Genomic DNA, 18,109 nt, shown 5'->3' with positions numbered 1-18,109 from the left:
GACATCGTCACGGCCCGCCGTCGAGCAGACCGCGATTGATCAGACCGAGCACCTGCGATGCCGCGAAGTCGATCGCGGCGGGGGTGGCGGGCAATGAACCGTCGAGCAGCAGCTCGGCCAGACCGTGCACGGCGGCCCAGGCGGCGATCTCCGCGCCGGGACGGAGCCGCGGGTCCAGCAATCCGGCCGCCAGCGTCTCGTCGAGCACTTGGCCGAGGACGCGATGAGGATCGTCGTCGGCTTCGCCAACCGCCGAACGCACACCGAACGCACTGCGGAACAGCCCCGTTCGAGTCAGCGCGAAGTCGATATAAGACGTGCCAACCGCGTGCAGCCGTTCCCTGGGGTCAGCGGTGCGGCCGATCCGGCGACGCATTTCGGCGGCGAGCTCGCCGCGCGCGTGCCTTGACACCTCGGCCAGCAGCGCCTCCCGGTCGGCGAAGTGACGGTAGGCGGCGGAGTGGGAGACGCCCGCGGCGCGAGCCACCTCGCGCAGCACCACGCGCTCCGGGCCGCCCTGCTCGGCGAGCGCGATGGCGGCGTCGATGAGGGCCGAGCGGAGCGCGCCGTGATGGTAGGAGCTGCGGGACACCTCGGCCGGACTCATTCGGACAGGATCGCACGAAATGTTGACGGCGGTCACATCGGTGCGGATACTCGAAGATGTGACCAGTGGTTACTTTCTGGTCCGGTCCGAGTCTTCGAATGAAAAGTGCTGAAATGAACGACATTTCAATCAACACACCGTATGCATCGGGTGTCTCACGACTCGATATCGAGAAGGCCCTGATCGCGGCGGGCAAGGATCCGCAGCGGCTGGGACTTGCGGATCTCACCCTCGTGGAGGATTTCCACACCATGGGCCGGATCGCCACCGCCGGATTGGCGGAGCTGGCCGGCCTCACACCGGACAGCAGGGTTCTCGACGCCGGAAGCGGGATCGGTGGTACCGCGCGCTTCGTCGCGGACACGTACAAGTGTCGGGTGGACGCCGTCGACCTGACCGAGGACTACTGCGAGACGGCACGCTGGCTCGATGGCATGGTCGGGCTGGGCGACAGGATCAGCGTGCGGCAGGGCGATGTCACCGAATTGCCGTTCGGTGACGACAGTTTCGATGTCGTGTTCAGTCAGCACGTACAGATGAACATCGCCGACAAGAACGCGCTCTACGCGGAGGCGCATCGAGTGCTGAACCCCGGTGGTCTGCTTGCCCTTTGGGACATCACCGCTACGGAGACCGGCGCGCCGCGATTCCCGCTGCCCTGGGCGGACCGACCGGAACAGAGCCATCTGGCGACGCCGGACGCTCTCCGCACGACGATCGAACGGTCGGGATTCACCATCGAGCACTGGGACGATCTGACCGATCAGGCCGGCCAGATCATGCGGATGGTGCTGGCAGCACCTCCGAATCCCGTTGGACTGCAAGCCTTTGTCGCCAACTTCGCCGAGAAGGTCCAGAACCTGACGGCGGGCCTGGCCGACGGCCGGTTGCGGGCCATTCGGGGTATCGCCCGAAAGTCCTGACGGTCAGCGGGTTCGGCGGCGACCGCGGCGGCGCGGCTCGTGGTGCAACAGCGGCGTGAGCGGCCCCGTATAGCCCGAGGCCACGAGTTCGACCATGGTGCCGAAGGTTTCGACGAAGCGAGCGGCGGTAGACCGGTCGAAGCGGGCGGTCGGGTAGAGGAACGGGCCGGTGATGCCGGTGGGTGCGCCGGTGTGGTCGTAGTTCTCGGTGAGCCCGAATTCGAGGTCGTGCTTGGCTCGAACCACACCCGTCGGGAAGTCGGTGATGGAGATTCCGGCGGGTGACTGGGCCGGCGGGGCGGCGTCGGCGCGTTGCAGGATGAGGGTGGCCTGGAACAGCGGGTGCGCCGGATCCTGCGGAAGGCTGCGCCGCAGACGGGGATTCGGGGTGTCCGGGTGGGCGAAGGCAGCCAGCGCGACCCGGCGAACCTGGTCGATGAGATCGCTCATATCGGTGGCGCGGTCCACGCGAATACGCAACAGCACGTCATCGGCGAGATTGCCGACCAGGTCCGCGAGTTGCGGATCGTCGCGGCCGGAAACGGCCGTCGCGACGGTCACGTCCGGAGACTTGGCGAAGGCGGCCACACTGAGCGCGAACGCGGTCTGCAGCAACATGAACAGGCTGGCCCCGGCCTGTCGTGCCCGCCCGAGCAGCGCCTGATGCAGGGCCGCGTCGAAGCGCACCTGGATGATGTCCCCGGTGGCATCCGAACGCGCGGAACGCGGCCTGTCATAAGGCAATTCGAGTGGCGTGGGGCGGCCGACGAGATTGTTGGCCCAGTAACGCAGCTGCGCGCTCGCGCGACTGCCCGGGTCGTCGTACGCACCCAGGCACTCGTGCTTCCACAGCGTGTAATCGATGTAGTCGACCGGCAGCGGGGTGAACGCCGGTGCAACGCCCGCACCACGTGCCAGGTAGGCGGTGACCAGATCCCGCATGAGCGGCGGAATCGACTGGCCGTCCAGCGAAATGTGGTGAACCACCAACGCCAGCACCACATCCCGGCTGCCGAGCCGATAGATGCGGGCGCGGATCGGCAACTCCGACGCGAGATCGAAGGCCCGACTCGCGAATTCGGCGATCCGCTCGGTCAGCTCACCCGGAAAACTGTCGACGACCTCGACATCCACCCGCGCCACATCGGCGTCCATCACCATCTGGATCGGCCCGTCGGCGGTCCCCGGATAGCAGGTGCGCAAAGGCGCGTGCCGCCGCACCACATCATCGATAGCGGCCCGCAGCGCGGCGGTATTCACGACCGCGCCACGAATTCGAAATGCTCGAGCAACATTCCAGTCAGCGGACCGCCCGGCCGCCGCGGCGTCCCACATCCGCTCCTGCGCGGGTGCCAGGGGAATCCGCGGCGATCGCGGCATGCGCCGCAGCGGCTCCGGCTCCTCCACAACATGCAGGAATTCCGCCACGTCGGCGGGTTTGCGCCGCTCCAGTGGCCTAGTCCAGACAGCAACCGGCCCGACCATCGATGCCGCCCTCTCAGCTTTCGAACGATCTCACGCCGCCACCCGAGAGCCCGGCAGCACTACGAAGTGGCGACCGGGCACACCGTAGCAACGAGTTGGCAATTCCGCTGGCCGAGAAGTGAGACCCGGGTCACCCAGAGTCGCTTTCCGACCACCGGACCACTGAAAAGGCGTGAGCGAGTCACGGTCCCGTCTGAGCCCCGGAAACGCCTGCGGCCCCGGTGCATGCACCGGGGCCGCGAGGAGGGTTCGAGCTCAGCGCAAGGTGACAGTAGTCGGCAGCGCGGCGAATCCTCGGTTGTTCGACGCGTGAATCCGCTTCGAAGCGGAGAGGTCCACGTCGAAATCCGAGATGCGGGAGGCGATTTCGCCCAGGGCGGTGCGGAGTTCCAGGAGGGCGAGGTTGGAGCCGAGGCAGTGGTGGCGGCCGCTGCCGAAGACGAGGGAGGCGGAGGTGTCGCGGTTCAGGTCGAAGACATCCGGATTTTCGAAGACCTCGGGGTCGCGGTTGGCGGCGCCGGTGAGTAGGAGGATGCGGGCTTCGGCGGGGATCGAGACACCGTGCAAGTTGATCGGCTCCGTAGTGGTGCGGAGTTGGGCCTGGGTGGCGGGGTCCCAGCGCATGGCTTCGGCGATCCAGTCGTCGATGCGGCCGTCGAGGGCGGCGCGGCGCTGATCGGGGTGCTGCCAGGCCGCGTGCCAGGCATTGCCGAAGGTGAGCATGCTGGTTTCGATGCCCGCGCCGATGAGCAGGATGAGGACACCGACGATTTCCTCGGGGGTGAGGCGGTCGTCGCCGTCGGCGGCGTCGAGCAGGCCGGAGAGCAGGTCCTCCTGGCGGGACTTGCTGCGCTCGATGGTGAGTTCGGTGTAGTAGCCGACGAGCGCGCCGATGGCCTGCATGGCCTCGGGCCGCAGATCCGTCGACTCCTCCTCGGTGTACATGATCTCCATGCCGAGCTTGCGCAGCATTTCGCGATCGTTCTCCGGAACCCCGACCAGCTCGGAGATGACCTCGGTCGGGAACGGCCCGGCGAACTCGGCCATCAGGTCGAAGCTGCCGCGTGCGAGCAGCGGTTCCAGCAGGCCGACGGCGATCTCGCGCAGGCGCGGCTGCAGCGACTGCACCCGGTGCGCGGTGAAGGCGCGCGCCACCAGACCGCGCAGGCGGGTGTGCTTGGGCGGGTCCATGGCGACGAAGGAGAAGAACCGTTCGGCCTGCGGTCCCCAGAAGGCGGGTTCCATGCGCAGGCCGTTCTTGCTGGAGAAACGGTCGGAATCACGCAGCGCGGCGAGCACGTCGGCGTGGCGTGAGAAGGCCCAGAAGTCGTCGTCCTCGTTGCGGTAAACCGGGGCCTCGCTACGCAACCTGGCATAGTAAGGATACGGATCGGCGTGGACATCGAAATCGTATGGGCTATAGCGCAACTCCATGTTTCAGACACTAGCCGAAAAGAATTGGGAGCGAAGTGAACTCGGATTCAGCGGCGGAGCGGATCGACACCACCAAGCCACACCCGGCGCGTCGGTACGACTACTGGCTCGGCGGCAAGGACAATTTCGCCGCCGATCGCGAATCCGCCGACGCCGTGGCCGAGGCCTTCCCGACGGTGCAGCTGGCGGCGGTGGAGAACCGCAATTTCCTGCGCCGGGCCACCGCGTACCTGACCGCCGAGGCGGGCATCCGCCAGTTCCTCGACATCGGCAGCGGCCTGCCGACCGCCGGCAATGTGCACGAGATCGCCCAGGGCATCGCCCCGGAATCGCGCATCGTCTACGTCGACAACGACCCGATCGTGCTGCTGCACGCCCGCGACCTGCTCAACAGCTCCCCCGAGGGCCGCACCGCCTTCATCGACGCCGACCTGCGTGAGCCGCAGCGCATCCTCGAGCACCCCGATCTGCTCGCCACCCTCGACCTGAGCCAGCCGGTCGCGCTCATGGTGGTGGCGGTCATGCACTTCATGACCGACGACAACCGCCCCTACGAACTACTCCGGCAGCTGACCGAGCCGCTGGCCCCGGGCAGCTTCCTGGTCATGTCCCACGCCACCGGCGACTATCTCGACGAGGAGGATCTGGCCCGCACCAGCGAGGCCAATCAGCGCAGCGGCGTGCCCTTCCGGCTCCGGTCCAATGCCGAATTCGCCAAGTTCTTCGACGGATTCACCCTGGTGGCCCCGGGCATTACCGCGGTCACCCTGTGGCGACCCGAGGAGTACCGCCCGCACCCGCGCCCCGAGGCGGTCAGCATGCTGGGCGCGGTGGCCCGCATCCCCTGACCCGACAACGAACGGGCCGTAGGTGATACGGCCCCTTCGACGGTGCACCCCCTCAGAGTCGACCGATGTCCTTCAGCACCCGCCGCGTCTGCGCGAACAGCATCCCGACATTCACCGACTTGCGGCACACCACCACGATCACCACGTCCTCCCGGCTCTCGGTGCGGACGAACAGGTGGGTGAGGTTGTCGCTGTTGACCAGAATCTCCTGGAAGTAGTGGCGCTCCAGCCGGATTCCGCGCCGCTCCTTCCAAATGTTCTCGATCATGACCACATTGCGGCCCTGGAACAGTTCCAGCGTGGCCGCGGCCAGCAGATCGAGCACCTCCGTCGGATGGTTGTCCACGGTCTCGACCGAGAGCAGCATGCCGGTGGACATATCGATGGCCCCCGCGGCAATGCATTCGGGCACCTCCGAACGCAGCACCTTCACCAGGGTCGCGATCCGGTCGGTCATGCTGCCGGGTCCTCCCGGTCCGCTCGATGTGTTCATGTCGTCCTCTCTGTTCTTCTCGGGGTGAGGGTTCGTTGGCCGCGCGCGGGCTGGGGCGGACGCGGCGGCAGGGTGTCGTTGATGCCGCTCGCGCCGCGGCGGCGACGGGGCAGCAGGGAGCGGCCGATGCCGCGCACCGGTTCGGGAATCGGCGGATCGGGTGTCACCGGGGCAATGGCCAGCAGGTCGTCGTCGAGCATCCGCACCACCTCGACCGTGACCGCATACAGGCTGCGGCACAACAGCATCGAGATATCGCGGCAACTACGACGGCCGTTCGCCCAGAGCAGGATCTCGCGCCGCGAGCCGCTGCCGGGACCGCTCAGCATCGCCCGTCCGCGCTCGGTGAGCAGCAGGTGGTTGCGATGCGGCGAGACGCGCCCGTGGGCGAGCGCGCCCAGGCGCCGCTCGGTCTCCAGCAGCAGCCACCCGGGTTCGACGCCGGGCACCGGCGGCATCGCCTCCTCGGGTCGGCCCGCGGCCTCGGGCGCGTCCTGCCAGTGGCAGCCGCCGATCCAACCCGAGGCCATGGCGAAACAGCCGTCCACCGCGGCCATCATCGCGACGACACGGAGGTCGGCGACCCCCGTGGAGGTGCGCCCGGGGCGCGCGAGCAATGCGCGCACCCCGGGCGCGCCGGGCGAATCCACCGTGACCACCAGTCCGTGGACGACATGGAGGTCCCCGCCCGGCTCCCCGGTCACCCGCAGCACCCCGGTACGTGCGGCGACCGCGGCCCGTGCCAATTCCCGAGTCAGCTCGCCGCGGACCAACTCCGGGGCCGGTTCGGTCATGGGTGAGCTCCTGGAAATAGGCATGGCAAATCAGGCGTATTCGCAACGGAGTGTGAAAGTGGCACGCCTGCTTGATATTTCGACGGTGAATCGCACCGAACCCGCTCACCGCGTGTGGGATATCGTGGCAGCCCGGTTGTTTTGGAGCAATGGAATCCGGTGAATTGATTACTTTAGTCCCATGCCGCGCCGTTAAGCGCGCTTGACCGTTGCATCACGGAAAGATATTGCCGCGCAATATGAACCGTCCGGTCGAATTGATTTATGCGCGGGCAGCGCATTCCGCGAGCGCCAGCAGATCCGCGGTGGCATGCCCCGCCCGGGTGCTCGCCGCGGAGCGCGCGTGGCCGAGATCGCGTCCGAGCTGATCCATGGCGGCCACCGTTTCCGTGGGCGCGCCCGCGCACAGCGCACCCATGGCACACGCGCAACCCAGCAGCGCGGAATTGCGCTGCCGCACGGCTTCCGGACCCGCGGCACGGCCGCGGTGCTGGCCCAGGCACACCTCGATGACGGCGTCCTCGAGCCGCGCGATGGCATCCAGCGCGCCCGCCGGGGCGTCGGCCAGGGTCCAGATGGCCAGACTGTGCAGCGCGTCCCCGACCAACACCGCATCGTCGACACCCCAGAGCCGCCAGACCGTCGGGCGGCCGCGGCGCACGGTGTCGCCATCCATGACGTCGTCGTGAATCAGGGTGAAGTTGTGCACCATTTCGACCGCGGCGGCCGCGTGCAGGGCGGCGGTGGGCCGACCGCCCGCGGCCGCCGCGGCGGCGAGGACGAGGGCCGGTCGCAGTCCCTTCCCCGCCCGTGCGGTCGTGGCGGTGCCGTCGGCGGTGTACCAGCCGAGGTGATAGCCGACCATGAGTCGCAGCTCGCTCGGCAGGGTGTCGACCGCGACCCGCATGAGCGGCATGGTCAGCTGCCGGGCCCGGCGCAACAGTTCGGCGGCCCGGGAGACGGTGCGGTCGGCGGCGGTCGACGAACTCATGGCAACCTCCGGTGGGCGAACACGCTGACGAAGGGGTCGAGCGGGCCGCCGACCGGCGGCTTGGGACGCGAAGCCCGCAGGGTGGTCTCGGCGTAGCGGGGAGTGAGGCCGTGCCAATAGGCGTTTCCCGCCATGTGATTGCGGAGCCGCTCGATATGCGCGAGCATCGCGGCGCGCATTTCCTCGGACAGCTGGTAGTCGTCGAAGAACGCGGGAACCTGCTCGTGCACAATGAATTCGAACTGCCGGGCGCGTTCGTTGGCGAGATCGACGACGATATTCGCGGCGATCTCCCGGGAACAGCCCAGGAACGATTGGGTGAGGTACACCAGATTGTGCAGTTCGCGGTCGTACTCGATCTCCTTCTGATACGAATACAAGTCGTTCGCCAGCGCGGCATAGTCGTGTGCCGAATTCTCCAGCTGCCGAACGATACTGGCGTCCCCGAGATCCGCGATTCCGGCGACGGTGCCGGGCGCGGCCGGGGTGTCCAGGGCGCGGAACAGCGGGCCGCCGGAGGTCAGCCGCCGAATCTCGAGGTAGTCGACCGGATCGGGCATGCGTTGGCGAACCTCGTTCTCCAGCACGTACTCCCAGCCCTCGAACAGCTCGACGAGAACCGCCCGCAGTCGATTCCGGCGATCGAGGTCGAGACCGGGCGCGGTATCGCTCCACAGCCGCGACAGCGCGAGCTCGAGCGGTGAGACCGGTGCGGGCGGCGCGTCGGAGAGCTGAAGCGGCAAGCGCCGCAGCTGTTCTCGCCCCGACACCGGATCCGCCCGGAACACCCGCGTGGCCAGGTCATCGGCATAGGTGCCCCACACGGTCCAGCGGGTGCGCAGGATCAGCTCGGCCGCCTCGGCGCCCGGATCGACCATGGCCATGAGGGCGGCGAAGTCCGCGGCCCGCAGCGATTCGGCCGTCCAGCCCACGACCGGATCCAGCAGACCCAGCGACGCGGCCCAGCCCGGCGCGTCCGCCCGGGCGAGCTCGAGATGCGGATTCACGGCGACGGGATACGGCTGCGCGAGCCCGGAGACGATCAGCGGCCCGGGCGTACGGGGCGGCGGGACATGCTGACTCAGCTGTATCCGGAACCCGGGCACCAGCCGCGCCGCCGCGGTGCCCAGCCCGGTCGGCCCGCGGCTGACGCCGCGGTTCATGTATCGACTCGAGCGCAGGTGCCACTCGTGTCCGCCGGTCTGCCAGTCCTGCAGGCCCATCGCGTAGCGCGTCACCGCCGACTGTTCCGCCGGGGTGGCGGCGCGCTCGAGAAACAGCTGCGGCACATCGACCTCGGCGGTGTCCTCGAACTGCTTCAGCCGCGAGGTGAGCATGTCATTGGTGAGCTCGGCGGCGGCCTGGGTGGGCAGGCCCAGGAACCGTTCCAGGACCAGCACCAGATTCGCGTTCTCACCCTCCACGCGCACCTCGCGCTCGTAGGAGAACAGGTCGTTGCGCAAATGCACCGCGTCGGCGAAGGTTTCGCACAGCACCCGCAGCGGCCGCTCGGCCGCGAACCGCGCGGGCACCTCCGCGCCGCAGGCGAATTCCACCAGATTGGCCGACCAGGGCGCGCCGCCCACCCGCCGCCGCATCTCGATGTACTCGATGGGGTTGGACACCCGGTCCCGGGCGATATTGTCCAGCTCCCACAGGGATTCGACCATGAGGTTGTGGGTGGAGGTCCGCATGCGCGCACGCCAGCCGGGCGACATGACCGGAATGGTGCGGGCCCAGCAGTCGGCCAGCCCGGCCTCCGAGGGCGTCTCGGGTTCCGGTGCGGGGCAACCGGGTTCGGCCATGAACAGCTCGAGCCGCTGCAGATAGTTGATGGCCTCGGCGCGATTGCGGGTGGTCTTGTACTCCGAGAGGAACCAGTCGTCGAAGTAGAAGACCCAGATGTACCACTCGGTGAGCAGCGCCAAAACCTCGGCGTCGCAGTCGGGGTGGGTGTACGCGCACAGGAGCGCGTAATCCATGCGGTCCAATTTCTCGGCGTCCCAGATGGGTTGGCCATCGACCCCGAGTTCGCCGAGCATGCCCAGGCGCTGCGCCCAGGCAGCGGAGTGCGCACGGGCGTAGTCGTAGTGGGGATTGCGCCGGGCGGGGTGTGGGACATAGAAATCGGGCAGTGTGAAGGGCTTCAAGGCGGGGGCCCTCTCGCTGGGTCAGCGGACTCCGGTCAGAACTCTCACTGCGACAACGTGATCAGCGTCACAACCATGGTAGAGGTCGGTCGCCGTCTCGCCAACACCTCGCAATCGCACCGAACCGACCGGTACCGCCCGGAACGGCCGCGACGCCCCCGATCGCGATAGCCTGGGCGCTGCCCGCGTACCCGCCCCATCCAGGAGGATCGTCCATGTCGAATCCCGCCGCCGACCGCGCCCCGATTCTGCAGCGGCTGGGCGAGCGCGGCCGGGTCCGCGTCATCGTCGCCGGTGGCGGCACCGGCGGACACACCTACCCGGCGGTGGCGGCCGTGCGCGCGCTGCGCGATCTGGCGGCCGAGGCCGGGGCCGGCGCGGAGGTGCGGTGGGTCGGCGTGCCCGACAGCCTGGAGCAGCGGGTGGCGGCCGAGAACGACATCGAGTTCACCGGCATCAAGGCCGGAAAGCTACGGCGCGACCGCAATCCGCTCAAAATGCTCAACAAGGACAATGCGCGCGATGCGCTGCGGGTGCCGGTCAGCGTGCTGACCGCCCAGGGCGTGGTGGGCCGGTTCGCGCCGGACGCGGTGCTGTGCACCGGCGGCTACGTGTGCGCCCCGATCGGCATGGCGGCCGCGCTGCGCCGACGACCCCTGGTGATCCACGAGCAGACCACCGGCATCGGCAAGGCCAATCTGCTGCTGGCCCGCATGGCCGACCGCATCGCGCTCAGCTCCGAGGCCTCGATCGATCTGCTCCCGGCCAAGGTTCGCGCCCGCGCGCTGGTCACCGGCAATCCGATCCGCCCGGCCCTCACGACCGGCAATGCCGACGCTGCCGTCAAGGCCCTCGAGTGGGACGGCTACACCCCCGGCCTGCCGACCGTCTACATCACCGGCGGCGCGCAGGGCGCGGTGCAGATCAACGATCTGATCCGCGCGCTGCTGCCCGAACTCCTGCACTCCGCCAACGTGATTCACCAGTGCGGCCGCCTGTCCTACGAGCAGGTCCGCGATCACGCCGCCACCCTCCCCGAGGACGTGCGCGGTCGCTATCTGGTCCGGGAGTTCATCGGCCCCGAGCTCCCCGATGTGCTCGCTCTCACCGATGTGGTCGTATCCCGTTCCGGCGCAGGCACTCTCGCCGAGCTCACCACCTTGGGCAAGCCCTCGGTGCTGATCCCCTACCCGCATTCGGTCGGCGGCGAGCAGATCCGCAATGCCCGAATCCTGGCCGACCACAATGCCGCCCGCGCCCTCGTCGGCGAGGACGCCACGGTGGCGAATCTGCGGACGGCCCTGACCGAGCTGCTCGCCGAATCCGAGACCCGCGCAGCCGTTTCCGCCGCCGCCCGGGCCCTGGGGCATCCGCTGGCCGCCGAGCATCTGGCCCTCACGGTCCTGGACCTGGCCACCCGATAATTCCCGCCCCGCCACGGGATGAATCACACATGGCATTCTCAGCCTGAGTGAGTAAGGTCGGAGGTGTCAGCAAGTCCCCGGCAATTGCCCGGGACTTGCGATACCAAAGAGATTGGAGATGCCATGCAAATCCAGGTCTTCGCCGACAAGCACGTCGGCGGTGGCGCGATCGCCAAGCAAGCAACCGACTCCATTGCGTCGATTCTGGATCGATTCGCCGACCACCTCACCCGGGTAGAAGCCCACATCACCGATGTGAACGGCCACAAGGGTGGTTCCGAGGACAAGAAGTGTTCCCTCGAGGCGCGGCCGAAGGGTCAGCCGCCGGTCGCGGTCACCCACCGCGCGGAGACCGCCGAGGAGGCCTATCTCGGTGCCGCCGAAAGCATGGCGCACCTGCTCGACAGCAAATTCGGTCGACTCCACCACGCCAAGGGCGGGGAGACCATCCGCCATTTGGTAGCGGATTAGACGACTCTCGTAACTCTCAGGGGTAAACCCCGAAACCCCCCGAGAAGGTGAGAGTCTCAAGGCAGTAGCCCGAGGCGGCGTGCGCGCACGACCGCCTCGTGGCGATTGTGCGCCCCGAGCTTCGTCATGGCGCTGCGCAAATAGCTCTTCACCGTCTCCGCCCCGACCGAAAGTCGCTGCGCGGCTTCCAGATTCGTGCACCCCAGCGCCACCTGCGCGAGCACGTCCAATTCCCGCGGCGCGAGCGTGACCGCATCGTCGGGGGCGGCCACGCCCGAGACCAGCCGCGCCAACTTGTCCGTCACGCCCCGCAGCCGAGTGCGCGCCGTCGCGTCCGACACCGATTGGGTGATCCCCCGCAGTTCCGCGTGCAGATCCCGAAGCTGTTCGGTCACAACGGCATTGGCGCTGGCCATGGACTCCCGCGCCAGAGACAGCCGCAGCCGCCGATCCACCTCGTCCCGAATCGCCAACTCCATGGCCAGCCGCCGCCCGGCCTGCACCATCTCGTCGGCGATGCGGTCACCGATCACGCCCGAATCCCGATTCGCCACATAGATGACCGCCCGCGCCTCCCCCTTCACCACCACGGGCACTGCCACCACCGCGCGCAACCCCTCCCCCAGCACCGGGCCGTCGTAGTGATGGGTGATGGTCGAGGCCGAGCGATAGTCGGCGACCGACCGCGGCTTGCCCGTCGCCACGACCGACCCGCCCAGCCCCGAACTGGGCGCAACCACCAGCCCGCGCATGGCGTTGGTGCGGGTACCGACGAACTCGCTGAGCACCAGCGTGCCCGCGTGCACCGCGCCACCGAAGACGACCGGCAGGTCGGACACGGCGGCCAGGGCCCGCAGCTCGGCGCGCAGGGCATCACCGTCGCTCGGGCGCAGCAGCCCGTCGGTGGCCGGGGTCATCGGTCAGCCCCTTTCGGGGGTAGTCGGGGGTGAGTGTGACGTAGATCCTACTGGGGTGAGCGAGAGCACGGACCGCAGTTACACCCACGGGGTCTGGGACGCGCCCCTGCTGGGCGACACCATCGGGGCCAATCTGGATCGGACCACGGCCGCGCATCCCGAGCGCGAGGCGCTGGTCGACTACACCACCGGCATCCGCTGGACCTATCGCGAGTTCACCGCCGAGGTCGACGCGCTGGCGCTGGGCCTGCTGGCCGCCGGGATCGGCAAGGGCGACCGGGTCGGCATCTGGGCCCCGAACTGCCCGCAGTGGACGCTGACCCAGTACGCGACCGCCAAGATCGGCGCGATCCTGGTCAACATCAACCCCGCCTATCGGGCGCACGAGCTGCGATATGTGCTGCGGCAGGCCGGGATTCGCATGCTGGTGGCGGCACCGGCGTTCAAGACCTCCGACTACGCGGCCATGATCGAACAGGTCCGCCCGGAGTGTCCGGAACTGGAGCAGGTGGTGCTGCTCGACGGACTGAGGTGGCGCGAGCTGTTCGCCACCGGCCGGGCCGCCGATCGGGAACTCCTGGTGACGGCGGCGTCGCTACTGTCGACCGACGATCCGATCAATATCCAATACACCTCGGGCACAACGGGTTTCCCCAAGGGTGCGACGCTCAGCCACCACAATATCCTCAACAACGGCTACTTCGTCGGCGAGCTGTGCGGCTACACCGAGCAGGACCGCATCTGCATCCCGGTGCCCTTCTATCACTGTTTCGGCATGGTGATGGGCAATCTGGCCGCCACCAGCCACGGGGCGGCCATGATCATCCCGGCCCCGGCGTTCGACCCGCGCGCCACGCTGGAAGCCGTTGCGGCGGAACGCTGTACCTCGCTCTACGGGGTGCCGACCATGTTCATCGCCGAACTGACCGACCCGGAATTCGACACCTACGATCTGTCCTCGCTGCGCACCGGCATCATGGCCGGGTCGCCGTGCCCGACCGAGATCATGAAGCAGGTCATCGAGCGCATGGGCATGCGCGAGGTGAGCATCTGCTACGGCATGACCGAGACCAGCCCGGTCTCCACCCAGACCCGCCGCGACGACTCGTTGGTCCAGCGCACCGCCACGGTCGGGCGGGCCGGACCGCACCTCGAGATCAAGATCGTGGATCCGGTGACCGGGGTGACCGTGCCGCGCGGACAGGCCGGTGAGCTGTGCACCCGCGGCTATTCGGTCATGCTCGGCTACTGGGGCGAGCCGGAGAAGACCGCCGAGGCCATCAATGCCGGGCGCTGGATGCACACCGGCGACCTGGCCACCATGGACGCCGACGGATACGTCGCCATCACCGGTCGCATCAAGGACATGGTGATCCGCGGCGGCGAGAACATCTATCCGCGCGAGATCGAGGAATTCCTCTACACCCACCCGGACATCCTCGACGCCCAGGTGATCGGCGTGCCCGACGCCAAGTACGGCGAGGAGCTGATGGCCTGGATCCGAATGCGCCCGGGCGCAACACCTTTGACCGCCGAATCCCTACGCGAGTTCTGCACCGGGCAGCTCGCGCACTTCAAGATTCCCCGCTACGTCCACCTCGTCGACGAGTTCCCGATGACGGTGACCGGCAAGATCCGCAAGGTCGAGATGCGTGAGATCAGCGCTCGACTGCTGGAGGAGACAAAATGAGTTCAGCATCGCAAAGCGATTCCATCAGGGGCGGTGGTGGGGCGACGGGCGGGCGCAATACGGAGATCTACCGGGCGGCGCGCGACGGCCTGCTGGCCAGGGCCACCGACTACGACGCGGCCCTGCGGGAATTCGAATGGCCTCGACTATCCGGCCAATTCAACTGGGCCACCGACTGGTTCGACGCCATCGCCCGCGACAACGACCGCCCCGCCCTGTGGATCGTCGAAGAGGACGGCTCCGAGATCAAGATCGGCTTCGCAGAGATGGCCGCCCGCTCCGACCGTGTGGCCACCTGGTTGTCCGGGCACGGCGTCAGCAAGGGCGACCGGGTCATGCTCATGCTCGGCAATCAGGTCGAACTGTGGGAGGCCATGCTGGCGGTGGCCAAGCTGGGCGCGGTCATCATGCCGACCACCGGCGCGCTCGGCCCGGCCGACCTGAGCGACCGGATCGAGCGCGGCGAAGCACGTTTCGTCATCGCCAATCACGCCGACACCGCCAAGTTCGACGCGGTGCCCGGCGACTACACGCGCATCGTGGTGGGCGAGCCGGTGGCGGGCTGGCACGACTACGCGGACGCCGCGGCGGTCGAGTCCGCGGGTCCGTTCCGGGCCGTCACCGAGGTGACCGATCCGCTGCTGGTCTACTTCACCTCCGGCACCACCAGCAAGCCGAAAATGGTGCAGCACTCCCAGATCAGTTATCCGGTCGGTCATTTGAGCACCATGTACTGGATCGGCGTCCGCCCCGGCGACGTACACCTGGCCATCAGCGCCCCCGGCTGGGCCAAGCACGCCTGGAGTTGCTTCTTCGCGCCGTGGCTGGCCGAGGCGACCGTATTCGTCTACAACTACGCGCGTTTCGACGCCGCGGCGCTCATGGATCAACTGCGGCGCGCCGAGGTGAACACGTTCTGTGCGCCACCGACGGTGTGGCGCATGCTGATTCAGGCCGACCTCGGTGAGCGACCGGCCGGTCTGCGTGAAATCCTCGGCGCGGGTGAGCCATTGAACCCGGATGTCATCGCCCAGGTCGAGAAGGCGTGGGGCCTGACCATCCGCGACGGCTTCGGCCAGACCGAGACCACGCTGCAGGTGGGCAACACCCCCGGCCAGCCGCTCAAGCCCGGGTCCATGGGGCGGCCCGCACCCGGCGTCCCGGTGGTGCTGGTGGATCCGATCACCGGAAAGCCCGCCGAAGAGGGCGAGATCTGCTTGGATCTGACTGCGGCACCGGTGAATCTGATGACGGGTTATCTCGGGGATCCCGAGCGCAATGCCTCCGTGATGGAAGGCGGCTATTACCACACCGGTGACGTGGCCACGCGCGATTCGGACGGCTATATCACCTATATCGGGCGCACCGATGACGTCTTCAAATCCTCCGACTACAAGGTCTCCCCCTTCGAGTTGGAGAGCGTGCTCATCGAGCATCCGGCGGTGGTCGAGGCCGCGGTCGTGCCGCAGCCCGACGACACGCGCCTCGCGGTGCCCAAGGCGTACGTCGCGCTGGCGGCAGGATGGGAACCGAACCACGAAACCGCCCGCGCCATACTCGAATACGCTCGCGATCACCTGGCTCCCTATCTCCGCGTACGCCGCTTGGAATTCACCGATTTACCGAAAACGATCTCCGGCAAGATCCGCCGCGTCGACCTGCGCCGCCGGGAGGAGCAGGCCCACGCGGCGGGCGAGACCATCACCACCGAGTACCGCTACGAGGACGTTCTGAACGACAGCACCCGTTGAATCCGCACTGCCCCATGCCACTACGACAGATCGGAGTTCCTGTGTCCCACACCGTGGAAACCGCCACCGCCTACGTCATCGCCGCCCTGGAGGCCAAGGGCACCGCCACCCGCGAGGACTTCGACGTGCCGGGGATCGTCACCACCACCCACGGGCTCACGCAGACATGGGATTTCCGAGCCGTCGACACCCGGCGATTCTGGGGGATTGCGGCGACCTTCCTGCGGGCCTGATAATCCGCCCCCGAGCGGGGTCGCTCACAGTTCGGCGAATTCCCGGTTTCCGGCCGGGAATTCCCCGCACCATGGGGTGATGCACACCTCCGACACGGTCTCGCTGCCCCGGTTCGTCCTGCGCCACGCGGCGGGGACCGGGATCGATCCGCATCGGCTGGCGCACGAAGCCGGGCTGCCCGACTGGGCGGCCGCCGCGGGCAGTGCGCGGGTGGACAGCGGAATCTTTCCCCGGCTCTGGGAACTGCTCGCCCACGAAACCGGCGATCCGGACACGACATTCCGGGTGCTGGGCGAATATCGGCTCGGCGAGTTCGGGCTGTTCGACTATCTGATCTCCACCGCCGACACCCTGCACGAGGGGTTGACGGTGATCAATCCCTATATCGGCGCGGTGAGCACCAACTTCCGGTTCGAGGCCGGGGCTCGGACCGAGACCGAATCCACCTTCGACCTGCACATGATCAATGCCGAGGGCCTGGGCCGGGACCTGAGCGTGCAATCCGGTCTGGGCCTGGTGGTTTCGCGCGTCCGGCAGATGACCGGTCGCGCGGTCGATCCGGTCCGCATGACCTTCCAGCAGCGGGCCCCGCGCAGCCACGCCGCCTTCGTCGACTTCTTCGGCACCACCGATCTGGAGTTCGGAGCCGCCCGCAACAGCGTCACCTACCGCGTCGCCGATCTCGCGCTGCCGCACATCACCGCCGACCCCATGCTCGCGGCCGTCCTCCGCAGACACGCCGCCGCCCTACCCCCGCCGCCCCCGCGCGCCACCGAATGGCCCGACCGCGTGGCCGACGCCCTGGCGCAGGTGCTCACCGACTCCGATCCCCTGCTCGACGAGGTCGCCCGGCGGCTGTTCACCAGCCCCCGGACCCTGCAACGCCGCCTCCACGAATCGGGTACCACCTGGCGGCTCGAGGTCGACCGTGCCCGCAAACGCCACGTGGAGCTCTACGAATCCGACCGGGCGGCCGTCGGCGAGGACACGGTCCTATGACCGGTTCGGACAGCCCGTTACTGGCCCGATTCGTGCTGACCCGGGCACGATCGGCGGGCCTGGACCCGGTGGAGTTGGCACGGGCGGCCGGAATCGGGTCCGCCGCGCTGGACGGCCCGCCGGGAAGTGTTCCGGGACAGTGCTATCTGAGGTTGTGGGAGCTCTTCGAGCGACGGATAGAACTGCCACACGTCGGCCTGCGAGCGGCCGATCGGTATGGAATGGGGGAATTGGGGATGATGGACTATCTGGTGTCCACGGCGGCGACCGTGGGCGAGGCATTCCGGGCCGCGGCGGAATTCGGCTCCCGGCTGACCTCCACCCGACGGCTGGAAGTGGTGGCCGACACCGAGCACCACCTGACCGTGGCGGCCGGTACCGCCGTCGAGGGCCGGGGCGCGGAACTCGCCGCGCAGGCGAGTTTCGCCTTCCTGACCGCCCGCGTCCGCCTGGCCGCCCGGGCGCGAATAGTTCCGGTCGCGGTCACCTTTCGGCAAGCCGCGCCCCGCGACCACACCGCGTTCACCGCCTTCTTCGGCACCCCGGCCATCGAGTTCGGGGCCGACGCCGACACTCTCACCCTGGATCGCACCGATCGGGAACGCGTTCACCACAGTTCGGATCCGCGTCTCGCGGACGTCCTGCGGCGCGGTGCGACGGTGGCCAGCCTGTCCACCCCGCCCGCCCGCGCCTGGGTGGATCTGCTTGCGGCGGAGCTCGATTCGCTGCCACCGGAAACGACCTCGGTGCGGTCGACGTCATTGGACACGGTGTCGTTGGGGGAGATCGCCTGGCGATTGGGCACCAGCGCACGGACATTGCAACGGCGGCTGGCCGCCGCCGGGACGACCTGGAGTCGGGAGCTGGCCGGCGCCCGCATCCGGGCGGCGGGGTGATG

Annotated in this window: 17 protein-coding genes; 9 read left to right on the top strand and 8 right to left on the bottom strand. The window is 68.3% G+C overall.

All coding sequences use genetic code 11. The features are described 5' to 3' along the window. Nucleotides 1–7 precede the first annotated feature (7 nt). The gene (locus tag VMT65_RS06150) at nt 8–607 is read right to left on the bottom strand and encodes a TetR/AcrR family transcriptional regulator (protein ID WP_326306926.1); all 600 of its coding nucleotides are present in this window, start codon (nt 605–607) and stop codon (nt 8–10) included. A 113-nt stretch (nt 608–720) separates the two neighbouring features. Between VMT65_RS06150 and VMT65_RS06145 the strand changes: the two genes are divergently transcribed. Next, complete coding sequence (locus VMT65_RS06145) at nt 721–1,530, top strand: class I SAM-dependent methyltransferase (protein WP_326306925.1); 810 nt, start codon at nt 721–723, stop codon at nt 1,528–1,530. Between the two features lie 3 nt (nt 1,531–1,533). Here the strand turns inward: VMT65_RS06145 and VMT65_RS06140 are convergent, their stop codons facing one another. Together VMT65_RS06140 and VMT65_RS06135 are read right to left on the bottom strand one after the other, a co-directional pair. After that, nucleotides 1,534–3,015, bottom strand: a complete 1,482-nt coding sequence (locus tag VMT65_RS06140; RefSeq protein WP_326306924.1) for a condensation domain-containing protein — start codon at nt 3,013–3,015, stop codon at nt 1,534–1,536. 255 nt (nt 3,016–3,270) lie between these two features. Then, the gene (locus VMT65_RS06135; protein ID WP_326306923.1) at nt 3,271–4,383 is read right to left on the bottom strand and encodes a cytochrome P450; all 1,113 of its coding nucleotides are present in this window, start codon (nt 4,381–4,383) and stop codon (nt 3,271–3,273) included. Between the two features lie 101 nt (nt 4,384–4,484). On the opposite strand from VMT65_RS06135, the gene VMT65_RS06130 reads away from it, so the two are divergent. Next, nucleotides 4,485–5,297: an SAM-dependent methyltransferase gene (locus VMT65_RS06130; protein WP_326306922.1), complete on the top strand. Its 813-nt coding sequence runs from the start codon at nt 4,485–4,487 to the stop codon at nt 5,295–5,297. 52 nt (nt 5,298–5,349) lie between these two features. On the opposite strand, the gene VMT65_RS06125 is transcribed toward VMT65_RS06130, so the two are convergent. The 4 genes from VMT65_RS06125 to VMT65_RS06110 form a co-directional block, all read right to left on the bottom strand. Next, nucleotides 5,350–5,754, bottom strand: a complete 405-nt coding sequence (locus tag VMT65_RS06125; protein ID WP_326306921.1) for a hypothetical protein — start codon at nt 5,752–5,754, stop codon at nt 5,350–5,352. A 32-nt stretch (nt 5,755–5,786) separates the two neighbouring features. After that, a complete protein-coding gene (locus VMT65_RS06120) occupies nt 5,787–6,584 on the bottom strand; it encodes a hypothetical protein (RefSeq protein ID WP_326306920.1) in 798 nt (265 codons plus the stop codon). A gap of 262 nt (nt 6,585–6,846) precedes the next feature. Further along, nucleotides 6,847–7,575: a polyprenyl synthetase family protein gene (locus tag VMT65_RS06115; protein ID WP_326306919.1), complete on the bottom strand. Its 729-nt coding sequence runs from the start codon at nt 7,573–7,575 to the stop codon at nt 6,847–6,849. After that, nucleotides 7,572–9,725 (bottom strand): terpene synthase family protein, encoded by a 2,154-nt coding sequence (locus tag VMT65_RS06110; protein WP_326306918.1) that lies wholly within the window; start codon nt 9,723–9,725, stop codon nt 7,572–7,574. The genes VMT65_RS06115 and VMT65_RS06110 overlap by 4 nt, the downstream gene beginning before the upstream one ends. 215 nt (nt 9,726–9,940) lie before the next feature. Between VMT65_RS06110 and VMT65_RS06105 the strand changes: the two genes are divergently transcribed. Both VMT65_RS06105 and VMT65_RS06100 read left to right on the top strand, forming a co-directional pair. Beyond that, the gene (locus VMT65_RS06105; protein WP_326306917.1) at nt 9,941–11,149 is read left to right on the top strand and encodes a UDP-N-acetylglucosamine--N-acetylmuramyl-(pentapeptide) pyrophosphoryl-undecaprenol N-acetylglucosamine transferase; all 1,209 of its coding nucleotides are present in this window, start codon (nt 9,941–9,943) and stop codon (nt 11,147–11,149) included. A 123-nt stretch (nt 11,150–11,272) separates the two neighbouring features. Further along, nucleotides 11,273–11,620 carry a ribosomal subunit interface protein gene (locus VMT65_RS06100; protein ID WP_326306916.1) on the top strand — a complete coding sequence of 116 codons (348 nt, stop codon included), beginning with the start codon at nt 11,273–11,275 and terminating at the stop codon, nt 11,618–11,620. A gap of 56 nt (nt 11,621–11,676) precedes the next feature. Here VMT65_RS06100 and VMT65_RS06095 read toward each other — a convergent pair whose 3' ends face one another. Next, entirely contained in the window at nt 11,677–12,537 is an 861-nt protein-coding gene (locus VMT65_RS06095) for a helix-turn-helix transcriptional regulator (protein WP_326306915.1), read from the bottom strand. Between the two features lie 55 nt (nt 12,538–12,592). Between VMT65_RS06095 and VMT65_RS06090 the strand changes: the two genes are divergently transcribed. The 5 genes from VMT65_RS06090 (at nt 12,593) to VMT65_RS06070 (ending at nt 18,107) form a co-directional block, all read left to right on the top strand. After that, entirely contained in the window at nt 12,593–14,227 is a 1,635-nt protein-coding gene (locus tag VMT65_RS06090; protein WP_326306914.1) for an AMP-binding protein, read from the top strand. Beyond that, nucleotides 14,224–15,978, top strand: a complete 1,755-nt coding sequence (locus VMT65_RS06085) for an AMP-binding protein (RefSeq protein WP_326306913.1) — start codon at nt 14,224–14,226, stop codon at nt 15,976–15,978. The genes VMT65_RS06090 and VMT65_RS06085 overlap by 4 nt, the downstream gene beginning before the upstream one ends. Nucleotides 15,979–16,019: 41 nt before the next feature. Next, nucleotides 16,020–16,211: a hypothetical protein gene (locus VMT65_RS06080; RefSeq protein WP_326306912.1), complete on the top strand. Its 192-nt coding sequence runs from the start codon at nt 16,020–16,022 to the stop codon at nt 16,209–16,211. A gap of 79 nt (nt 16,212–16,290) precedes the next feature. Then, a complete protein-coding gene (locus VMT65_RS06075) occupies nt 16,291–17,211 on the top strand; it encodes an AraC family transcriptional regulator ligand-binding domain-containing protein (protein ID WP_326306911.1) in 921 nt (306 codons plus the stop codon). Then, a complete protein-coding gene (locus tag VMT65_RS06070; RefSeq protein WP_326306910.1) occupies nt 17,208–18,107 on the top strand; it encodes an AraC family transcriptional regulator ligand-binding domain-containing protein in 900 nt (299 codons plus the stop codon). The genes VMT65_RS06075 and VMT65_RS06070 overlap by 4 nt, the downstream gene beginning before the upstream one ends. The last annotated feature ends 2 nt before the right edge of the window (nt 18,108–18,109 follow it).

It is taken from the genome of Nocardia sp. CDC153 (assembly GCF_035818515.1).
Classification (GTDB): domain Bacteria; phylum Actinomycetota; class Actinomycetes; order Mycobacteriales; family Mycobacteriaceae; genus Nocardia.
Note: the sequence above shows the minus strand (reverse complement) of the source record. Positions and strands in the feature narration are given on the sequence as shown.

What these genes read in the sequence shown, in the direction of transcription:
- VMT65_RS06150 (WP_326306926.1), bottom strand. Translation starts at nt 607, where the DNA reads ATGAGTCCGGCCGAGGTGTCCCGCAGCTCCTACCATCACGGCGCGCTC.
- VMT65_RS06145 (WP_326306925.1), top strand. Translation starts at nt 721, where the DNA reads ATGAACGACATTTCAATCAACACACCGTATGCATCGGGTGTCTCACGA.
- VMT65_RS06140 (WP_326306924.1), bottom strand. Translation starts at nt 3,015, where the DNA reads ATGGTCGGGCCGGTTGCTGTCTGGACTAGGCCACTGGAGCGGCGCAAA.
- VMT65_RS06125 (WP_326306921.1), bottom strand. Translation starts at nt 5,754, where the DNA reads ATGACCGACCGGATCGCGACCCTGGTGAAGGTGCTGCGTTCGGAGGTG.
- VMT65_RS06120 (WP_326306920.1), bottom strand. Translation starts at nt 6,584, where the DNA reads ATGACCGAACCGGCCCCGGAGTTGGTCCGCGGCGAGCTGACTCGGGAA.
- VMT65_RS06115 (WP_326306919.1), bottom strand. Translation starts at nt 7,575, where the DNA reads ATGAGTTCGTCGACCGCCGCCGACCGCACCGTCTCCCGGGCCGCCGAA.
- VMT65_RS06105 (WP_326306917.1), top strand. Translation starts at nt 9,941, where the DNA reads ATGTCGAATCCCGCCGCCGACCGCGCCCCGATTCTGCAGCGGCTGGGC.
- VMT65_RS06100 (WP_326306916.1), top strand. Translation starts at nt 11,273, where the DNA reads ATGCAAATCCAGGTCTTCGCCGACAAGCACGTCGGCGGTGGCGCGATC.
- VMT65_RS06095 (WP_326306915.1), bottom strand. Translation starts at nt 12,537, where the DNA reads ATGACCCCGGCCACCGACGGGCTGCTGCGCCCGAGCGACGGTGATGCC.
- VMT65_RS06085 (WP_326306913.1), top strand. Translation starts at nt 14,224, where the DNA reads ATGAGTTCAGCATCGCAAAGCGATTCCATCAGGGGCGGTGGTGGGGCG.
- VMT65_RS06075 (WP_326306911.1), top strand. Translation starts at nt 16,291, where the DNA reads ATGCACACCTCCGACACGGTCTCGCTGCCCCGGTTCGTCCTGCGCCAC.
- VMT65_RS06070 (WP_326306910.1), top strand. Translation starts at nt 17,208, where the DNA reads ATGACCGGTTCGGACAGCCCGTTACTGGCCCGATTCGTGCTGACCCGG.